At 46.4% G+C, this 19,081-nt stretch carries 11 protein-coding genes; 3 read left to right on the top strand and 8 right to left on the bottom strand.

Features of this window, described 5'->3' with window-relative positions; genetic code table 11:
* Window positions 1-31 precede the first annotated feature (31 nt).
* A complete protein-coding gene (locus tag A3EU_RS0107290; protein WP_020535482.1) occupies window positions 32-1,975 on the top strand; it encodes a glycoside hydrolase family 3 protein in 1,944 nt (647 codons plus the stop codon).
* A gap of 505 nt (window positions 1,976-2,480) precedes the next feature.
* On the opposite strand, the gene A3EU_RS0107285 is transcribed toward A3EU_RS0107290, so the two are convergent.
* The 8 genes from A3EU_RS0107285 to A3EU_RS0107250 all read right to left on the bottom strand — a co-directional run bounded on the left by A3EU_RS0107285 (window position 2,481) and on the right by A3EU_RS0107250 (window position 17,144).
* Window positions 2,481-5,750 (bottom strand): AsmA family protein, encoded by a 3,270-nt coding sequence (locus A3EU_RS0107285; protein ID WP_020535481.1) that lies wholly within the window; start codon window positions 5,748-5,750, stop codon window positions 2,481-2,483.
* 22 nt (window positions 5,751-5,772) lie between these two features.
* Window positions 5,773-6,657, bottom strand: a complete 885-nt coding sequence (locus A3EU_RS29685; RefSeq protein WP_020535480.1) for a mechanosensitive ion channel family protein — start codon at window positions 6,655-6,657, stop codon at window positions 5,773-5,775.
* Between the two features lie 145 nt (window positions 6,658-6,802).
* On the bottom strand, window positions 6,803-7,468 hold the full coding sequence (locus tag A3EU_RS0107275; RefSeq protein WP_020535479.1) for a hypothetical protein: 666 nt from the start codon (window positions 7,466-7,468) through the stop codon (window positions 6,803-6,805).
* A gap of 373 nt (window positions 7,469-7,841) precedes the next feature.
* The gene (locus A3EU_RS0107270; protein WP_020535478.1) at window positions 7,842-11,315 is read right to left on the bottom strand and encodes a T9SS type B sorting domain-containing protein; all 3,474 of its coding nucleotides are present in this window, start codon (window positions 11,313-11,315) and stop codon (window positions 7,842-7,844) included.
* 508 nt (window positions 11,316-11,823) lie between these two features.
* Window positions 11,824-12,525 carry a sulfotransferase family protein gene (locus A3EU_RS0107265; protein WP_020535477.1) on the bottom strand — a complete coding sequence of 234 codons (702 nt, stop codon included), beginning with the start codon at window positions 12,523-12,525 and terminating at the stop codon, window positions 11,824-11,826.
* 530 nt (window positions 12,526-13,055) lie between these two features.
* Window positions 13,056-14,228 (bottom strand): thiolase family protein, encoded by a 1,173-nt coding sequence (locus tag A3EU_RS0107260; protein WP_020535476.1) that lies wholly within the window; start codon window positions 14,226-14,228, stop codon window positions 13,056-13,058.
* 69 nt (window positions 14,229-14,297) lie between these two features.
* Window positions 14,298-14,651 (bottom strand): four helix bundle protein, encoded by a 354-nt coding sequence (locus A3EU_RS0107255; protein ID WP_026211272.1) that lies wholly within the window; start codon window positions 14,649-14,651, stop codon window positions 14,298-14,300.
* A gap of 105 nt (window positions 14,652-14,756) precedes the next feature.
* Window positions 14,757-17,144 carry a 3-hydroxyacyl-CoA dehydrogenase/enoyl-CoA hydratase family protein gene (locus tag A3EU_RS0107250; protein WP_020535474.1) on the bottom strand — a complete coding sequence of 796 codons (2,388 nt, stop codon included), beginning with the start codon at window positions 17,142-17,144 and terminating at the stop codon, window positions 14,757-14,759.
* A gap of 613 nt (window positions 17,145-17,757) precedes the next feature.
* Between A3EU_RS0107250 and A3EU_RS0107245 the strand changes: the two genes are divergently transcribed.
* A complete protein-coding gene (locus tag A3EU_RS0107245) occupies window positions 17,758-17,967 on the top strand; it encodes a hypothetical protein (RefSeq protein ID WP_020535473.1) in 210 nt (69 codons plus the stop codon).
* Between the two features lie 49 nt (window positions 17,968-18,016).
* Window positions 18,017-19,063: a serine hydrolase domain-containing protein gene (locus A3EU_RS0107240; protein ID WP_020535472.1), complete on the top strand. Its 1,047-nt coding sequence runs from the start codon at window positions 18,017-18,019 to the stop codon at window positions 19,061-19,063.
* The last annotated feature ends 18 nt before the right edge of the window (window positions 19,064-19,081 follow it).

The raw sequence follows: 19,081 nt of genomic DNA, 5'->3' as shown, positions 1-19,081 counted from the left end.
TATTATCTTCGTGCAGGTCTAATTTGATAACATGAAGCAGTTTTTTCGTTTTTTTAAACGCCTTTTGTTGGTACTGGTTTTGTTGGTGATTTTAACCATCGCCTTTTTTTATGCCAAATGGAAATGGGTCTCCAATAGAAACTTTGCCCAGCTGGAAGAAAGGGCACTCATTCTCACCAAGGATGGGCACAGCTATCGCGATTTGAATAAGAATGGCCAGTTGGATACTTATGAAGACAAGCGAGCGGATATTGAATTAAGGATTGAGGACTTGCTCGCTCAGATGAATCTCGAAGAAAAAGCAGGTTTGTTGTTTATTAACATGGCTGGTATGAATGAAGATGGCTACCACAATGAGATTCCCATCTTCAGCGAGCCGATCACGTTCTTTCTTGAAAGTAATTCCACGCAAGTTGTGCGCAAGCACATGAACCACTTTAATATTTTTCAATCGCCTTCGGCTGAAGCTCTGGCTACTTGGAGCAATAACATGCAGGTGATGGCGGAGTGTACCCGTTTGGGTATTCCTGTGACGGTAGCCAGTGATCCGCGTCATTCGACCTCTGACAACCCTGGTGCTCACTTAGCTACACCCTTTTTCTCCCAGTGGGTATCTCCTTTGGGTTTTGCTGCTATAGGTGATACCGTTTTGATGCGGGAGTTTGGAGAGGTAGCTCGGCGCGAGTATCGTACGGTAGGTATTCGGCTGGCATTGTCACCGATGGCTGATTTAGCAACAGAGCCTCGCTGGGGCCGCATTAATGGCACTTTTGGTGAGGATGCCCAGCTGAGCGCAAAGCTGACAAAAGCTTACATTCTCGGTTTTCAGGGCGATAGCCTCAATCATGAGAGTGTGGCTTGTATGACCAAGCATTTTGCTGGTGCTGGTCCACAAAAAGATGGAGAAGATGCTCATTTCCCTTACGGTGCCGATCAAGTGTACCCGGGTAATAATTTTGATTATCACCTTATCCCGTTTACAGAAGGAGCCTTTCCTGCCAAGACGGCTCAAATAATGCCGTATTACGGCGTACCGGTTGGGCAAACCAGTGAGGACGTAGGTTTTGGTTACAATAAAGACATTATCACGGGCCTACTGAGGGAACAGTATAGCTTTGAGGGAGTGATCTGTACCGATTGGGGCTTGGTAACCGGCAATAAGGCGAAACCCGCGGCAGCCTATGGCGTAGAAAATTTGACTGAAAAGCAGCGAGTAGCAAAGATTTTTGAAGCGGGTTGTGATATGCTAGGCGGCGAATCCTGTCCGGAGCTGGTGGTAGCATTGGTGAATGAAGGCACCCTCTCGATGGAGCGCCTTGATCAATCTGTGCGCCGGGTATTAAGAGATAAATTCCGCTTGGGTCTTTTTGATAACCCCTTCGTAAGAATGGGCGACCTCTGGATGGTGGGCCACGAAGATATCCAAAAGCAGGGCCGTATCGCCCAGCAGCGGTCGTTGGTGCTCCTCAAAAATGAAGCAAAAACCCTCCCGCTGCGCAATCAACCCAAGGTCTACCTCTCCAATTTTGAGAAGGCTGCCGTCAGTCAATTTGCTACCGTCGTAAGCAGCCCAGAGCAAGCAGATTTCATCATCCAAAAGTTATATGCGCCCTTTGAGGAACGCGATGAGTATATGCTGGAACAGTTTTTCCATCAAGGCCGGCTTTACTTTACCCCCGAGGAGCTGGCACCGATCCTTAAATTGACAGCGGCCAAGCCCACCATTACCATCATGAACTTGGATCGCCCCGCGATCATTACCGAAATTGCAGCGGCCAGCCAAGCAATCATTGCAGATTTCGATAGCAGCGATGAGGTGATCGCTGAATTGATATTTGGTCAGTTTAAGCCAGAAGGTAAACTGCCCTTTGAGCTGCCATCTTCCCAGGAAGCGGTCGTGCAGCAATTGGAAGATATGCCCTATGATTCAAAGGATCCGCTGTTTCCGTTTGGGCATGGGTTGGGGTATGAGTAAGGGTTGGGTGGTTTAGGAGTTGAGGTGGTTGGATGGTTGGAAAAGTGTAAGGGTGTAAAAGTGTAAAAGTTTTAGGCTTACGGAGCCAAATTATTTGTCCCTACCTTCTTGGTCGGGATTATATCCCGCTGGTCTCCCGCCAGTCATCAGCATTAGTCTCCTTTACGCTAGTCAGAAGACCAACCAGGTGATCGTCCTTTTAGAGAATGTTCATTAATGTGTGTCTGATGAATAATTGCCGAAATGTATCTACTTGATAACCAGTAATAAAAAAACTCTGCGGCTCTGCGCGAGACACACAATTTTGAACACTCTCTCCTTTTTAGTCCTCAAAGTTCAACGCAGTGAGGTGGAACGTAGCCCGGTCTTAGATAAAATCGTGTTGTCGGAAAACAGTAAATTGGGCTTCAGCCCAGTCGGATCTAGCTGACCTACATGACTACTTTACTTACGGGCTGCTCCGAAGGGACAGATTAACTCTTACACTTTTACACCCACCCAACCCTTACACCTTAGACTCCTTTCTCCTCGCAGCCCGGTTTTCCTTCCTGATTAGCCGCCGCCGTTGGCGCTCATATCTGAGGTCTTGGCGGTAAAGCGGCAGAATGCCTTGGTGTTGATAGAGCTTCTTTTTACGGAGTCGAAACCTGTAGTCGATTCCATTGTCGTCATTGCCTTTTACTTCGACATACAATTTTGCGCCAGATCGATAGTATCCCGTTTTGGGAGGAATGACATTCCCTTCTTCCCAGGCATTAAAATTCCGCCAAGGCACAGAGATCCACAGGTTGGTGTTGTTGTCATAATTAAGGTGCCCCTCAAGAAAGAGATTAAAAGCTGTTGATTGAATTTCCATCCTGGGAATGTGAATGACTTCCTGGGTGATGTATAGCGTATCGGTCACAGGAGCAAAACGAATACTTTCAAAGCGTTCCGTACGGAAAAATTGCTCCCCGATTTTTTGAATAGGCTCAAAATTAACCAATTCGGCTTCGTGCAATGTGAACTGTACTGCACCCAAAAGACTTTTGGGGTCCAGCCCCGTCGCATCGTGTAATTGCCCTTTTAGGTGTGCATTCAAAGAGACCTTTCCTGCTATCTTCTCTGCGGACTGTAACGCCGCCAGCCCGAAATAATCATAGGTTTCTACAAGTGTACCCAAGTCAAAATAGGCGGTGGTCAGGCTCAAGTCCACAGGGGTGATCGTGTCTTGGTTCAGGCGCAGGCTCGCATTCAATTGTACGGGACTGTCTCTGTATTCAAAAGTCATATCCGCAAATTGCAATTTACGACTACCTTCAAAAGCGACCTTACTTCTTAGGTCAGTGACCAAAACGTCTTTATGCTGGAAGGAATCAATTTGGACATCCAGCTCTGGGTGGAACTTATGGTAGAGGTTGAAAAGACTCTTTTTTATCTCGTTACTACTGGTGTTTGCTGTGTCTGTTTCGCTTTTTTGCAAAGAAGAAAAAAGGCCGCTAAAATCGCCATAGTCAAGATAGGAGGCCTGGAGGCCGATAAATGACTGCACCAGTGGGCTTTCCTTTTCGGCGAGGATATCCATGAAGTTGTCGACCTTGCCATTTAGTGCCAAGCTACCACCAGAGGGCAAGGTGAGCTGCAATGTGTTTAGTGTGATATCATGCTGAGCTACATCAAGATCAATAAGCGCTATGTGGAAATTTAAGGCCTGTGGGACGAAAAATATGCCTGTTTCTTGAACTTGTAAATGGCCACGGGTAGCGTATAGCAAGTCGCGCCAATCCTTGATTTTACCATTGAGCTTGCCTTGGAAATGATAGTCTCCTTCTTGGAAAAGGAAAGTATCGTTAGCGAAAGTTCTGTTGAAGTCTTCTGTGTCTCCTTGTGCTTCGATGGCAACATTTATCCGCGAGGATTGGGTGCTGTCTGGTATACTGAAAGTCCCATTGAGCATTAGTTGACTTTGGGCACTGTACAAGACGGTACTGTCAACTTTTAATACATGGTCATTTACAAAACTCAGCTGAGATCGAATACCATGAGCTTGCCATGTTTGATAGGTAAACTGCTCAAGAAATAGGCTTAAACGGGGATGGAATGTAGCGTAAATCCCTTTTACGGTTTCCGAAATACGGACTTGAGAAGAATCTACCTTCGTAGTCTCTTGTAAACTAGCAATCAGGTCAAGGAAGTTATCGAGGTTTAAATCACTAGAATAGATTTCAAGGTCACTTTCGACTTTTTCTTTTTTATCTTCAAAAATAAGAGCGCTGAAATTTTTGACCAGTCCACTTATTTTTATCTCCTGACCTTCGGCCAATGGTATTCGTATACTTGGCACCGATGCGTGTTCCGGGCTCAGGATTACATCTAGTTCGGTAAGCGGAACAGTTACCTCAGCAGGGAGGTAGTGTACTTTGGTATTTTGCATAAACAGCTCACCCTCTGTGCGCTTTAAAACATCTGCTAAGTTTTCTGCGGCCCCTTCCATCTTTAGGTGAGCGTCAAAGTGGCCACCTACAAAGAAAAAGTTTTCGTTGCCTAAGATCGCATTCAAATCGTCGAGTCGCCCCTTAGCGTGTAGTTGAAGATCAAGGGTAGTAGGGACTTGAGGGGTGCTTTGGAAGGAAGAGTTCTCTAAGTAAAGTTGTGCGCCCAGGTATTCGCAATGAAGATCTTGTAAAGAGAGTTTCAGGTTTCTTCTATCCTCGCTCTTGGCGACCGTGGGGTCTTCCGAAATGCGATTTACAAAGCTTCCTGATCCATTGACTTTTTCAAAAGCCAATGCTCCATCAACGAGTACGGTATTGTCTGGAACAGTAAAGTCAATGTGTACCCATGGATTGTCATCCTCAACAAATTCTCCTCGTAAGGAAATAGCAGTGGCAAGGGGACGGAAAATTTGGTAAGGGGCTAGCTTGTTTTGCAAATGAAGCGGCAATAGCGCTTTAGTTACCTGAAAGTCGGTTTGTTCATTAATCAGGGATAAGAAAAACACGCCTTCTTGGCCCAGGTCCATACATGTTTCAGCAGAGAAAGTCTGATCATTAAGCTGTAGCGGAAACTGTGGAATCTCAATGGTCGATAATTGGCGATCATATTGTAACTGTAAATGAGCACCGACTGCCGTATTCTCCAGATAGCTGCCTTTGTCGAGGTTGAACCCCAAGCCCTTCACACAGACATCAATAACCATATCCGAAGTTATCAAGGTGTCAGATAAGGTTATCTGAGCAGCTGTGTTTTCAATGTAACCGGCGAATTGCTTGTTTTTCAACGCATTGTTCAGCTCCAGTTCAAAGTTATTTATGGCTAAGGCCAAACGTTGAGGATGCCTTAGACGTAATATGCCGCTATTGTGCCAGTTGGACGTAGTGGGATACAAGGCCTGCAAGATATTGGTGTTTGTTTCTCCACCCTTACTGGTGAGGCTCCTGAAATGCCCCCCTTTTATAGTCAGTCTTTCGAGGATTACCTCTCGTTGGAAAACCTGGGCTAGCGAAATTTTTGCTGCAAATTCTTCGATCAGTAGGGTAGGGGCAGCGGAGTAAGCTTGGGTGGTGTCGGTCAGGCTAAGATCATGAATGTGTAGGGTTGCATTTGGCCATTCTCGCCAGGAACTCAGGGTCAATTTGCCCAATTGCAAATCGCCCGTGTAGTTGCTTTCGTACCAGTCTTCTACCTTTTGGGTAATGATTTCCGGATGCTGAAAAAGATACCCCAAGGCTGCTGCTAGTAGTACCAGAAGTACTACAGCAGTTAACAGCAAACCTTTTAGGATACGGATTAGCATTTTATTTTCTGCGCAATATTTATTACGCTCCGGCAGCTGGGATGACGACGTCTTTGTCGCCTACGTCGTGCGTGATTTTAATTTCACGGACATCCGCAGGAAGGTGGTAGCCTGCATCCTTTAACCCACGAACAGATCGCTGAATCACCTGGGTCTTGAGCGCCAAAGAGGAGACATTAGGATCATTGGTGTTAAACCAGTATTGCACGGTGAGCGTCATGCCGCTAGGTTCGTAATCGGAAATGAAAACGTTGGGTGCCCGATCATCCTGCAATACGCCATCTACCTGTTCAAGGATACCTCTTACAAAAGCGATCACCTTATCCATATCAGAATCAGAAGCAAGGCGGACGGAAAAATCGTGCCGCAGAAAACCATCAATGGTAAGGTTGACAATAGGGTTGCGGACAATCATCCCGTTGGGTATATATACGTCTTTACCATCAAAGGTTTTTACATGCGTATCGCGCAAGGTCAGACCAATGATTTTACCTGTCTTACCACCAATTTCGACCACATCACCGATCCGGAATGGGCGATCAAAAGCCATGATGATACCCGCCAGAAAGTTCTCACCAATATCCTTAAAGGCAAAGCCAATAATGAAGGCAGAAACCCCGGCACCAGCTAAGAGTCCACCGGCAGCACCACTAAGGCCTATGATACTCAGGAAAAGCAGAAAAGCCACAATGATCAAGCAGACCTTCAGGATTTGGGACAAGAAATCGGCCAGTAAGGGGTCATCCATGGTCTTGTTAAGGCGAGTCCGCATGGCTCGCTTCGCCCGGCTAGCAATCGCCAGTGCGATAATAAGCACCAAGAACGCCAATACGATTCTGGGTAAATAATTTACCAGTAATTCATAATACTCGTAAATAACGTTCTTTAAATCTTCTACAAATTGCATATAAGTTGGTAATTCATGTTTGAAAACAATGTCGGAAAGACGTTATCATAACGCTCCTTTTATAGTAGATGTTTGGTAGGTTTTTGAACCATATAAGGAATATAAGGTCATTTAAGTACGATTGAAAATAGGTAATATGTTATTCTCAATAAAATTCAGATTGCCCCAGGGCTCTCAAGAGAAGGTATTTATCTTGGCCATGGTCGTATGTAACATTGATTACGAATTCCGCCTTCTTTTCGGGGTAGTATTTTTTATAGATATGATGCGTCATTTTGACGCCAGACTGTGGTTCTACAAGTGCAAAGGTTAAGGTGTTAAAATACACACTATCAATTTGCGAAAGTTGTGAGCTACTGTCAACCGTAAAGCCAAGTTGAGAATAGTTTTTATAAACAAAGTCACGATAGGTATTCAAGTAATCATCCCATGTCAATGATAAATCTTCGTTGTGATTTATTTTGCTTACCTGAATTTTACCTAATTCACTTCTTCTTATGGTGACCAAAAGCTCTGATTTATCCGTAGTTATTGCACCAGCATTTTCCTCTTCTAATAATTCTTTTCCTTCGTTAATGTCACGAAGAGATTTTTTCATATCCTCAAATTTAGAATTTTGTGGCTTTATTATCCTCCACCGGAATTCTTCATTAACATATTCTGATGGATTCAAATTGCTTTGGCCTTCATTACTATTCCCTCCCCATCCTTCTGACTGACAGGAGTAACAGAGAAATAGAAGGGCAAAGGCAAAAAACAGACTCAAAGAGATTCCTAGAACTTTAGTCGGAAAAAAGAGCGCGCGTTTCATAGATTTTGTGCTTTATTTTTTTGCGAAATATCAATGTATTGAGGACTTAATATATACATACTTCAATGAATAGCCTCTACCCATAAATTTCAGGTTTGATGAAATTTAAGATGTCAGATTTTGATTTTTAACCATCTAACCTGCCCTTAGCCCCATCCCCGGCCCTTCCCATTGTCAAAATGGCATTGTTTCGGGTTGTGTTTCGTTGGGGAAGGGAGGCTTGGTGCACGAGGATGTTTAGGCGTGTTTTGCTACGGCTGACATTCGTGAATTCAACCTGTAGGAAATACTAGGTTCGGACATGTTTGAAGCTACTAGCGAAACCAAACAACCATCTAACAATCTAACAATCAACCATCAAACCAATACCCCCTTACCTAATCAACGTCACATCCCCCTTGACGATCTCCACCCTGCCGTCGAAAAATTCTACTTCCATGAAGAAAACAAAGACGTCAGGGTTCAAGGACTCACCCCGGAAGGTACCATCCCAGCCACGACTCGTATCGCCGGGGAGGAGGTCGGCTTGCTCATAAATCAGTTGACCGTTTCGGGCGAAGATGCGCAGGCTTTTGAAGCTCACCACGTCGTTACCAGCATAGGGAATGAAGGTATCGTTGCTACCATCGCCGTTTGGAGAAAAGATGTTTGGAACAAATATCCTCGGCTTGCTATCTACAAAAACACGTAGATAATCTGTGGCAGAACAAAAGGTAAGCGTATCAAAAACACTGACCTCGTATACCCAGGATTCCATTGGTTGAAGCAGTGCAGTATTACCACTCAAGGTATCCGCGTGCGACCAAGAGTAGAGCACATCAAAGCTGCTACTCTGCGCAGTAAGTGTAAGCTCATCACCCAGCTTCACGATACTGTCTCCAAGTAAGGCGACAGAAATAGGTGGTGGCGGGAAAATGTTAGTCAATAAAGGCAATTCACACCCTGCTGCATCGCGAACGATAACTTCATAGGTGCCGGCAGTCAACCCCTCAAATAGGGGCACTGCACCAAAATTGCCGCCATCCAGGCCATAAGTATAGCCAGGGGTTCCACCACTCACGTTCTCTACCGTGATGACGCCCGCATTAGGGCCATCTACACAGTTGATATCAATAGCGAAAGATTCCGCCACTACTTCGGTGGGCTGATCCAGGGTATAGGTTGCCATGGCCTCACAGCCTTTTTCATTGGTCACCAAAAGGTCATAGGTGCCAATGTCCAGGTTGCTGATGTTTTGGGTGATGGCAGCGTTGCTCCAGTTGTAAGCCAAGGTCGCAAAAGGCCCATTGACCAAGGCACCAAGCTGCCCGTCCTGACTGTCGAAACAGCTGACAGGGGCAAGTTCTTCAATCGCTACCGTCAAGGGTGCTAGCGGCTCTGTGATGGTCACATCAGTAGTGTCACGACATCCATCGCCATTGGTGACTTCCACGGTATAGGTACCAGCGGGTAGTTGGTCTGCAATTTGAGTCATGCTGCCGCTCGTCCAGTTCCATGCAACAGAGTTACCGTTGTCTACGACTTGTGCAACACCGTCTGCACCAGCAAAACAGGATACTTCCTGCACCATACTGGCCGTAGCTATAAATTCTGCGGGTTGGTCTATGTTGGTGTTTAAGGTGGCAATACAACCGTTGGCATCAACGACTTCTAGCTCGTAGCTGCCGGTACACAATCCAGTGGCCAGTTCGTTATTGCTTACTCCGTTGGTCCAGTTGTAGGTATAGGGCATGGTGCCTCCACTGACAAGCGTGCTGATACTGCCGTCGCAAAAAGCAAAACAAGAAGCATCCACCGCGTCTTGCAATGCGATCTGTAGTTCATCGGGTTGTACCACAAGAACAGTAAAGGTCGTGTCGAAAAAGTTATCATTCAAGATGATCTCATAACTGCCTGCGGGCAAGTCCGGAATGTCCGCACTTCCTCCTTCGGTCAGTATCTGGCCACTTCCCGTCAGGGTTCCTGCCATGTTACTCCAGGCGTAGTCGTAGGGAATAACGCCGTTAATTGCAGAGAAAGTGATCAATCCATCTGTATCGCCATTACACAGGAGGGTGTCATTCATAAATATAGGAATGATCGCCGTGGTAAACTCTACGGTGAAACATACTTCATCCATACAGCCATTTTCATCGGTCACTTGCACACAGCATTGCTCCCCGGCGACGAGGTTGGTGGCCATTGGCCCCGTTTCGCCAGTACACCAGGTAAAGGTGTAGTCACCTAGTCCGCCCGTTGCAGAAGCAATTCCTACACCGTCTGTACCATCAATGCCTATGGCTGGTTGGGTTTGTTCCACGGTAAGCACCAATTCTTCAAGTACCGTCAAATCACTGATGACAATACTATCACAGCCTTGGAAAACCTGTAGGGTGTCATAGTACAATCCTGTGGTCGTATAGTCATTGGGGCCCACTTCCAGCGTTTCTCCTGCACAGAGGGTGATGGTCTGATTGTTGACAGGCGTAATATCGCCGGCGTCCGTTACGCTTAGTTCAAAAATCCCCCTGGAGGCACTTCCTGATCCGTCGATCAAAATATAGTAAACCCTTCCTGGATAAAGGCAGGTGACCTCCATCGTCTCATCTAAATCGGCAGGCGTAAATTGGCTGGTAACGTAGCTGAAAAAGCCACTACAGGTATTGTTAAACGAGCGGTACAAAGCCAGTTGAATACCGATAGGTTGTTTGACGGTATCTGAAATGCCCTCAATAATAACGTGGCCAGATGGCGGTGCCGTAAAGCTAAGCCAGACGGAATGCTGACTTACGAAAGTAGGAAGAAAAGGATCTTGAACATCCGTAGCGCAAAAATTAGCAATAGGTTCAGGAGTACTTACACTCCCGCCTTCGGGCACAATACCCAAATCCATCACATCACAGCGCAAATCGCCACCATCAGGAACCCCCGCATCCCACACCTGTAGGCCGAAGATACCCCGGTAGTCACCACCGTTGTTGGCACCATCTACCCAGATGTAATAATCTCGATTGGGTTCCGGGCAAGGCATTCTGAACTCATGGTCAAAGCCATTACTGGTGAAATTATAGCCGGAAAGCGCGACCAAATTGCCGTCGCAAGCATTGTTGTCGGTAAGAAAAACACCCATCTCTAAATCAATGGGTTCGCCGACATTATTGGGGTCGCTGAGCCCCTGTACCACAAATAAACCACTAGGGTTGGGCCCTGTGTTGAACTTAAACCATACACCGGCCTGGTTCGTAAAGTAGTAGCCCAAACTCTGTGGGTTGATTTCTCCAATGTCCGTAGCGCAGAGGTTGGCATAGTTGCCCACCGTCATGTCGCCAAGGGTATCTCCATAAACGATGGTGCCCAGGTCAACAGCATTACAAATAAGGTCATTGTCAGGAAAGGCAAAACCATCGGTCTGTATACTGAAGTCGACCGACCCACTTGAAGAACCAGGGACATTGATAGACAAAGAATAATTAGCAGTATTGCCCACCATCGGAACAACAAAAAAGTCACAGATGGTTTCCGTGCAGCTCTCCTGGATATCACAACCTAAAGGGGGTTGAAGAATCGCGTCATTTTCGGTTACTTGCAGACAAATTTCCACGGTCATTGGCACAGCCGCAGGGCAGGGGAAATTGGCTTGGTAAATGGTGTCTGGCAGCGTGTTGTAGCAAACGCCAATGTCGGGGTAGTAGCTGTATGCTCCACCCTCGGCAGCAACGGCAAACAAAGGGTCTGGTGCTCCTCCAAATGGGCCGTCGGTACATTCAGAACTGGCCATCCCGCTGTCTACAACGACCTGTATCCCAATTTGGGCTTGGCTGGTAACAACAAAAAGAGAAAAGGCTAAAAGTAGTAAAATACGGTTCATACGCTAGTGGTGCTAAATGAGAATGTGGAAAATGGAAAACCATATTCCGAGATCAATGATCAAGAATAGCAAAAGTGTAATTATTACCGGAATCCGGCTCTTCTGAAGGGTGAAGACAAAGGTACAAACTACTGATAAAACAGTACCTCTAATTTTTATGGACTTGGTAAGGCAGGAAACCTAACTGGTCATTTTTGATAGTTGCGCTAGCTAAACGAATTGGAGGGCTAAAAAATTGTCAAGGGCTTGGCGAAAAATAAGTTGGCATCCCCCCGTACCTGACGGTCGGGGTTATAATGTGCTCGCTACGCTGTGCGCATTCCACTGCCATCCCTGGCTGATATGGGCTCCGGGCCCTGCCCTTCGCCCTCCACCGTGGTGTGTCCTCCTTCGGAGGAGGTGCCCGAAGGGTGGAGGAGGTCAAACCTCACCCAAACAAAAAACATCCCGCAAACACAACTAGCGTAGAGGTTGCATTCGGCATGTGGAGACGCGATGCATCGCGTCTCTACGTGGCGGGATAATTCCCGATTTTATGCGCCATCACCCCGGCATCAATCCCATCGATACCGGTAAAGGCTACCAATTGTGCAATAACCTTGTCGGGGTGTTCTACCAATTCTTTATAATCAATCCACATTACTGCTTCGCGCTGTAGACGGCGTTCTGCTTCCGCATGTTGGAAAGCATACATTTGGCGAAATTGCTGGGTGCTTGGCTCATCAAGACACATATTGATGCTGCGGGCAGAAACCACACAAGCTTCTAAATCTCGGTGAATGTAAATGACCTTAGTACCAGGAATCAGTCCTTGTAAGTAATCCAATTGCGGGATCGGCCAGCCTGGCAATTTACAACCCCATCCGCTACGGCCTTGCGTTTCGACATACTGTTGCAGGAAGTCGCAATAATCCAATAAGGCTTTTCTGTAACTGGCCAAATAAGCATCCCGGGCGGGCAGCAAATCAGGTATCCAGGCATTTACATCGCCCTCCAGTACCTGAGCCAGTTGCTGGTCGCGCCAGGCATTATGCGGCCCACCGATCATCAATTGCTTGTTCTGATAAAGACTGGCATAAATATGGACATCATTAGCTACCGACTCTCCAAAAATGAGCGTGTCTGAAGAGGAGGAGAGTAACCGCTGGATCAGTGTAGTCCCACACCGTTGCACCGGAGAAGCTATGAATATTGGAGGGTTGGAGGCCATAAAGATTTCAATATGAGTTCAGGAAGTGAAGTTAGAAAAAATAGTCTTACAGAGCATCAAAAAAACAAAAGGCTTGAGTGGACAAACGCCCAACTCAAGCCTTTCTATTTTAGAAAATCATTAACCCTTTCCTCACGGGCCACGGCCCGCCCATATCCTCCGCTCGGGAGGAGGTGGCCCGCATGGTCGGAGGTGGGCTCCGCTGGCGGAACCGACTCGCAGCGTCGAGGCTGGATCCCCGCTGGCAGAATCGATTGCTGACTAGATCGATGAGTAGCATCGCCTGTGGCGGCTAATTTCCATCAACCATCAACCATCAACCATCAAACCGGCTCTTGGCCCCATCCCCGTCCCTTCCCATTATCAAAATGGCATTGTTTCGGGTTGTGTTTCGCAGGGTAAGGGAGGCTCGATGCGCGTAGTTGTTTTAGGTAAATTCACCAGTCTTTTAGGGATTTTGCCGAAGGCATCCCTGCGAGGCATATTCCCCATCAACCATCTAACCACCTAACCATCAAACCACCTAACCCCTATTTGAACCGCTCAATAATCCCCGCAATACCCTGACCGCCACCTACACAGGCAGTCACCATGCCATAACGTTGATTGCTACGGCGCATTTCGTTGATCAATTGAATGGACAACTTAGCACCGGTACAACCCAGCGGGTGACCCAATGCAATAGCGCCACCGTTTACATTGACGATATCCGGATTGAGGCCTGCTTCCTGGATAACAGCCAAAGACTGGGCTGCAAAAGCTTCGTTGAGTTCTATTGCTTGAATGTCGCTGAGCTTCATTCCTGCCTGCTTCAATACCTTTGGGATAGCTACACAAGGACCAATACCCATGTATAGCGGATCAACACCACCTACAGCACAGTTGACCAAGCGAGCAACAGGGTCTAGCCCCAGTTGTTTGACCATTTCTTCGCTCATCACGATGGTGAAGGCTACACCGTCACTGGTTTGAGAAGAATTACCTGCGGTCACAACGCCACCTTGTGCAAACACCGGACGTAGTTTTGCGAGTGCTTCTACCGTGGTGCTGCGACGTACGCCTTCGTCCATGGCTACCGTATGCGAGCTTTCCACCCGCTTGCCGTCTTTTACAAAAACGTCAGGCACCTCCACGGGAACGATCTCGTCATCAAACTTGCCCGCATCAATAGCGGCAGCTGCTTTAACGTGCGAGTTGTAAGCAAACTCATCGGCCTTCTCACGACTGATGTTGTATTTATTGGAGACGGCCTCTGCCGTGATTCCCATACTCACCAGGTAGTCAGGTGTAGTACTTGCCACTTGGTAGCTAGGAGCCAGCTTATACCCGGTCATCGGAATACTGCTCATGCTCTCGGCACCACCAGCGATGAAGATATGGCCCATCCCTGCCTTGATCTTAGCCGTAGCCATAGCAATGGTCTCCAAACCAGAAGCACAATAACGATTGACCGTCACTCCTGGGACTTCTTTCCCCAAAGCACGTACCGAAATCTGGCGACCAATCTGCAAGCCTTGCTCCCCTTCAGGGTTGGCACAACCTACAATCAGGTCGTCTACCAAACGTGGGTCCAGCTCTGGCGTATCTGCCATCAATTTTTTAATCACATCTACCGCCAGATCATCCGAACGATAGTTTTTAAAACCGCCCTTCTTGGCCCTGCCAACGGCGGAACGGTAACCTTTTATGATATATGCTTCCATGGCTTTCGCGTATATGGAAGAGAGGTAGAGGGTAGAGGGATTAAGATTCCACTGTACGCTCTGTCTCTCCTATTTTTTAATGAATTTTTTAAAATTGTAAATGCGTTTTTGCAAGGAGTGTAACTCTTCAATGATAGGATTGACTTCTTCCTTGCTAAGAAAGTTCAAGCGTTCACTGAGTAGCACTTGGGTTTCGAGTTCATAGGATGAGCCAGTGGCAAAGCCTAAAAACTGATTGAATTCATTGTTTGAATTCCGACCCGCTCCTTCTGCAATATTAGAAGGGATAGACACCACTGATTTTTTGATCTGATGACTCAGGTTATAGATTTCCTCAGAAGGAAGTTCATTGGTTAGTTGATAGACGTTTACGGCTAAATCCATAGCGTCGTTCCAAATATTCAATTTTCTAAAATCATGCATAAGTTCAAAAAAATGTGATCGTGTATAAAATCCCTTTACCTAAAGTCCGCAAGGACAATCTCTTTACTCTATACCTGATACCCAGTACCCAGTACCAAATACCCTTTAATTTCTCAACGGCTTATTCGTTTGCAACATGTGCTGAATGCGTTCGAGTGTCTTCTGTTCGCCGCAAAGGCTCAAGAAGGCTTCTCTTTCGACATCCAATAGGTATTGTTCGCTCACTTTTTGTACGCCGGTAAGGTCGCCGCCACAAAGGACGAAAGCCACTTTCTTGGCGATAGTGATATCGTGTGCGCTGGCGTATTTACCGAGCTGTAGCTCGTTGGCTGCAGCGTAGAGAGCTGCCAGGCCAGTACGACCGAGCACTGTGATATCTTGCCGAATCAATGGCTGTGTGTAGCTACGCGCAAGGTCCAGGACTTTGTGCTTCGCCAGTGCGATATTACGATCTTTGTTCAGTGCCACTTCGTCACGGCTTTCAAGGGCGTAGCCCATGTTGTAAGCTTCGTAAGCTGAAGTAGCCACCGATGCCATAGCGATGGTTTTGAACTTGTCAATCAAGGTAGGAATCTGCACATCGCCTTCAAAGAACTGATCGCTGGCACGGAGCGCAAACTCCTTGGTGCCGCCACCGCCGGGAATCAGGCCTACGCCTACTTCCACCAAGCCAATGTAAGATTCAGCAGCCATTACGGCGCCATCACAGTGCATGAGGGTTTCACAGCCGCCACCAAAGACGTAGCCCTGGGTAGCTGCTACCACCGGAATGCTGCTGTAGCGACAACGCATAGTCGTTTGTTGAAACAGGTTGATGGCCATATTCAGCTGATCGTATTCCTGCTGGTAAGCCAGCATACCGATCATCATCAAGTTGGCACCTACGCTGAAGTTGGTCGCGTTATTGCCGATCACCAAGCCTTTCCAATCCCCATCTTCGGCAATTTGGATGGCCTCGTTGATGCCCCGCAGTACACCTTCGCCAATAGAGTTGTGAGCGCTGATGAATTCCAGGTTCAGCACGCCATCACCAATGTCATGAAGGATAACTTCACTGTTTTTGAAAACAGGAGCTTGGTCACGGTAGTTGTCCAGAATGATAAAGGACTCGGTGCCAGGCTTCACGACGTATGCCTTTTGGGTAATGTCGTAGTATTTGAGTTGCCCGCCTTCGCGCTTGTAGAAGCTACTGTGGCCAGCAGCAAGCATATCTTTCACCCATTGGGCAACGGTTTGGCCTTCCGCTTCAGCGGCTTCGATGCCTGCTTCGATACCTACAGCATCCCAGTATTGAAATGGACCGATTTCCCAGGCGTAACCCGCCGTCATGGCATCATCTATGCTGTAGAGGGTGTCCGAGATTTCAGGAATACGGTTCGAGACGTAGGCGAATAAGCCCGCCAAACTGCGGCGAACCAATTCTCCGCCTTTGTCTTCTGCCTTGAAGAGGTATTGGATGCGCTTGGTCAGGTCCTCGATCTGCTTGCCTGCTTTCAGGCTGGGAAGATCCATCTTGGTGGCCTCTTCATATTCCAGTGTTTCCAGGTTAAGCTCCAGAATTTGGCGCTTCCCATCTTCACCTTTGATCTTTTTGTAGAATCCTTGGCCAGTTTTATTACCGAGAAACTTGTTCTCCACCAGAAACTGCATATACTTTGGCACCTCAAAGGTAGCAGCCTGCTCATCGTCGGGGCAGTTGTCTTTGATGCCTTTGATGACGTTTACACTGGTGTCATGGCCTACGAGGTCGCCCAGTCGGTAAGTGCCCGTCTTTGGTCGCCCAACAGCAGGGCCGGTCAGCTTATCTACGGTACTGATCGGGAGCCCGAGGTCCGTAGTGAGTTGGTAGATTTTTGCCATCGCGTAAACACCAATCCGGTTGCCAATAAAGGCCGGCGTGTCTTTGGCCAGAACGGTCTGCTTACCTAGGAAAACATCACCGTAGTGCATAAAGAAGTCGATGACCTCTTTACTCGTGTCCGGCGTAGGGATGATCTCAAACAGGCGCAGGTAACGCGGCGGGTTAAAGAAGTGTGTACCACAGAAGTGAGCTTTGAAATCGTCACTGCGGCCATCCGTCATCATGTGAATCGGAATACCAGAAGTGTTGGAGGTCACCAAAGAACCGGCCTTGCGGTACTTGTCGACTTTCTCAAAAATTTGTTTCTTAATATCGAGGCGCTCGATGACCACTTCGATGACCCAGTCGCAATCGCCGATTTTTTCAAAATCGTCTTCAAAGTTGCCGGTCTGGATACGGCTGGCGAAGGCCTTGTCATACAGTGGGGCCGGTTTGCTTTTGATGGCTTTCATCAAGGCACCATTTACGATGCGGTTGCGAGCCTGAGGCTTGCTTTTTTCGTCATCACTCAAGTCTCTGGGCACGATGTCCAGCAGCAGGACTTCCAGACCGATGTTGGCAAAATGGCAGGCAATGCCGGAGCCCATAACACCGGAGCCAAGTACAGCTGCTTTGCGGATTCTTCTACTCATTGATGGGTATTGATTTATGTATTTGGTAATTGTAGACTTTAAGGGAAGATACTTAGAACTTATTGAAAATCAGTTGGCAATATGCCCCAATATGCTCTTAAATCCTTCCTTTGAAACGGGAGCCGTTTCGTTCGTTGCGCAATTTAGCGAATTTTCGCTAATTATGTAAGGTGTGAAGGGAGGGAATAGTTCGGTGAGGTGTGAAATAATGTAGTGATGATGAAAAATAACCAGTTTGGCATTATTGATGGAAGTTTATGCGCAAAAAAGCTATAAGCTCTATTTACTACGATACCTATTCAAAATTCAAAGACGGAATAATCGATTTTCTCAATGACACCAAGTCATACAAGTCAGAGTTGCGCAGACTACTAACGTTGAATTTTCGTTCACTAGGAGGGGCTTATGTGTAAGCCGAAACCACTTAGCAACGGGTATATACAAACCACCCAACAGCAAACAACAATCGTAAAAGGTTCCGAATTTCATGTTTTCGTCCCGTATTATAATTTGGGATGATTGGTCGATTGAATAATCTGAATTTTGAGTCATCATTTCATTTATAAAAGAAATAACAATGACAACTCTTGTGAAAAAAATCAGATTATCAATTATGATATTGTTCGTGGCAGCTATGAGTGCATGTACGGATGATGACAGTGCTATCCAGCCAGATTTGGCTGCCGACTACGTTTCAGCAGAAGCTTACCTGGAGGACATTGGGTTTACGGGAAGTGTATTGATACAAAATGGCGAACAATGCCTAGGTCTTAAGGCTACTCTCGCTGCACGCCGAGTAGCCTTACTACTAATTGTAAGCTAGCTCAATAACAATATTGCCATCCTTTGGATATAGGAACAACAACAAAATCATGACTGGAAAAGAAAAATTATTACAAGCGGTCTTAGACAAAACAGTTGACGGGAAGAAGGTGTTTGGGACATCGTTTGCCGTAAAAAATGATAGTTTGACTTGGGTTGGGGCTTCAGGGGATTTATCTAAAGACCAACCTTACTTTATTGCCAGCACGACAAAATTATTTACTACTGCAATTATTCTACGCTTGAGGTCAGAAGGCAAACTGAATATTGAAGACAAAGTCAGCAAGTATTTAGAGGCATCAATTCTGAATGGCTTACACGTTTATAAAGGAAAAGACTACTCGGACGAATTAACAATTAAGCACCTAATGGCCCATACTTCCGGGCTTCCTGATTATTTTCAAGGTAAGGGAACAGATGGGAAAAGCTTGGAAGGCGACCTCAAAAACGGTAACGACCAATTTTGGACTTTTCAACAAGCTATTGAAAGAACCAAAGCAATGAAACCGCTTTTTCCTCCGGGTAAAAAGAACAAAGCTCATTACGCTGATTCAAATTTTCAGTTGCTGGGTAAAATCATAGAAGTCATCACAAATAAACCGTATTCAGCATGCTGTCACGATTTTATTGTAAGTCCGCTCGGTTTGTCAAACACATACCTGTATCTTGACTTTGCCGACAAGAGGCCTAAGGGGCTTTACTATAAAACTTACGAGTTGAACATACCCAAAGCAATGATGTCTTTCGGTGCTGACGGAGGAATCGTCTCAACATCAGCTGATATGCTCCTGTTTATCGAATCATTTTTTAGAGGCAAGTTATTCCCGTCAGAATACATTGATGAATTGCAAGAATGGAACAAGATATTTTTTCCAATGAAGTCAGGAACAGGTATTCATTTATTTAAACTGCCGTGGCTTTTTAATCCAACAGGTGCTGTGCCCTATTTTATAGGTCATTCAGGGCTTTCAGGTGCATTGGCTTATTATAGCCCCAAAGAAGATATATATGTTGCTGGAACCGTAAATCAGGTCGCGCATCCTGATATTTCGTTTAAAACAATGATAAAGTTAATACGAGAATTAATGAAAAAATGATAGGTATATTGTGGTACC

This window comes from Lewinella cohaerens DSM 23179, assembly GCF_000379805.1.
Lineage (GTDB): Bacteria > Bacteroidota > Bacteroidia > Chitinophagales > Saprospiraceae > Lewinella > Lewinella cohaerens.
Note: the sequence above shows the minus strand (reverse complement) of the source record. Positions and strands in the feature narration are given on the sequence as shown.

What these genes read in the sequence shown, in the direction of transcription:
- A3EU_RS0107290 (WP_020535482.1), top strand. Translation starts at nt 32, where the DNA reads ATGAAGCAGTTTTTTCGTTTTTTTAAACGCCTTTTGTTGGTACTGGTT.
- A3EU_RS0107285 (WP_020535481.1), bottom strand. Translation starts at nt 5,750, where the DNA reads ATGCTAATCCGTATCCTAAAAGGTTTGCTGTTAACTGCTGTAGTACTT.
- A3EU_RS29685 (WP_020535480.1), bottom strand. Translation starts at nt 6,657, where the DNA reads ATGCAATTTGTAGAAGATTTAAAGAACGTTATTTACGAGTATTATGAA.
- A3EU_RS0107275 (WP_020535479.1), bottom strand. Translation starts at nt 7,468, where the DNA reads ATGAAACGCGCGCTCTTTTTTCCGACTAAAGTTCTAGGAATCTCTTTG.
- A3EU_RS0107270 (WP_020535478.1), bottom strand. Translation starts at nt 11,315, where the DNA reads ATGAACCGTATTTTACTACTTTTAGCCTTTTCTCTTTTTGTTGTTACC.
- A3EU_RS0107265 (WP_020535477.1), bottom strand. Translation starts at nt 12,525, where the DNA reads ATGGCCTCCAACCCTCCAATATTCATAGCTTCTCCGGTGCAACGGTGT.
- A3EU_RS0107260 (WP_020535476.1), bottom strand. Translation starts at nt 14,228, where the DNA reads ATGGAAGCATATATCATAAAAGGTTACCGTTCCGCCGTTGGCAGGGCC.
- A3EU_RS0107255 (WP_026211272.1), bottom strand. Translation starts at nt 14,651, where the DNA reads ATGCATGATTTTAGAAAATTGAATATTTGGAACGACGCTATGGATTTA.
- A3EU_RS0107250 (WP_020535474.1), bottom strand. Translation starts at nt 17,144, where the DNA reads ATGAGTAGAAGAATCCGCAAAGCAGCTGTACTTGGCTCCGGTGTTATG.
- A3EU_RS0107245 (WP_020535473.1), top strand. Translation starts at nt 17,758, where the DNA reads ATGATATTGTTCGTGGCAGCTATGAGTGCATGTACGGATGATGACAGT.
- A3EU_RS0107240 (WP_020535472.1), top strand. Translation starts at nt 18,017, where the DNA reads ATGACTGGAAAAGAAAAATTATTACAAGCGGTCTTAGACAAAACAGTT.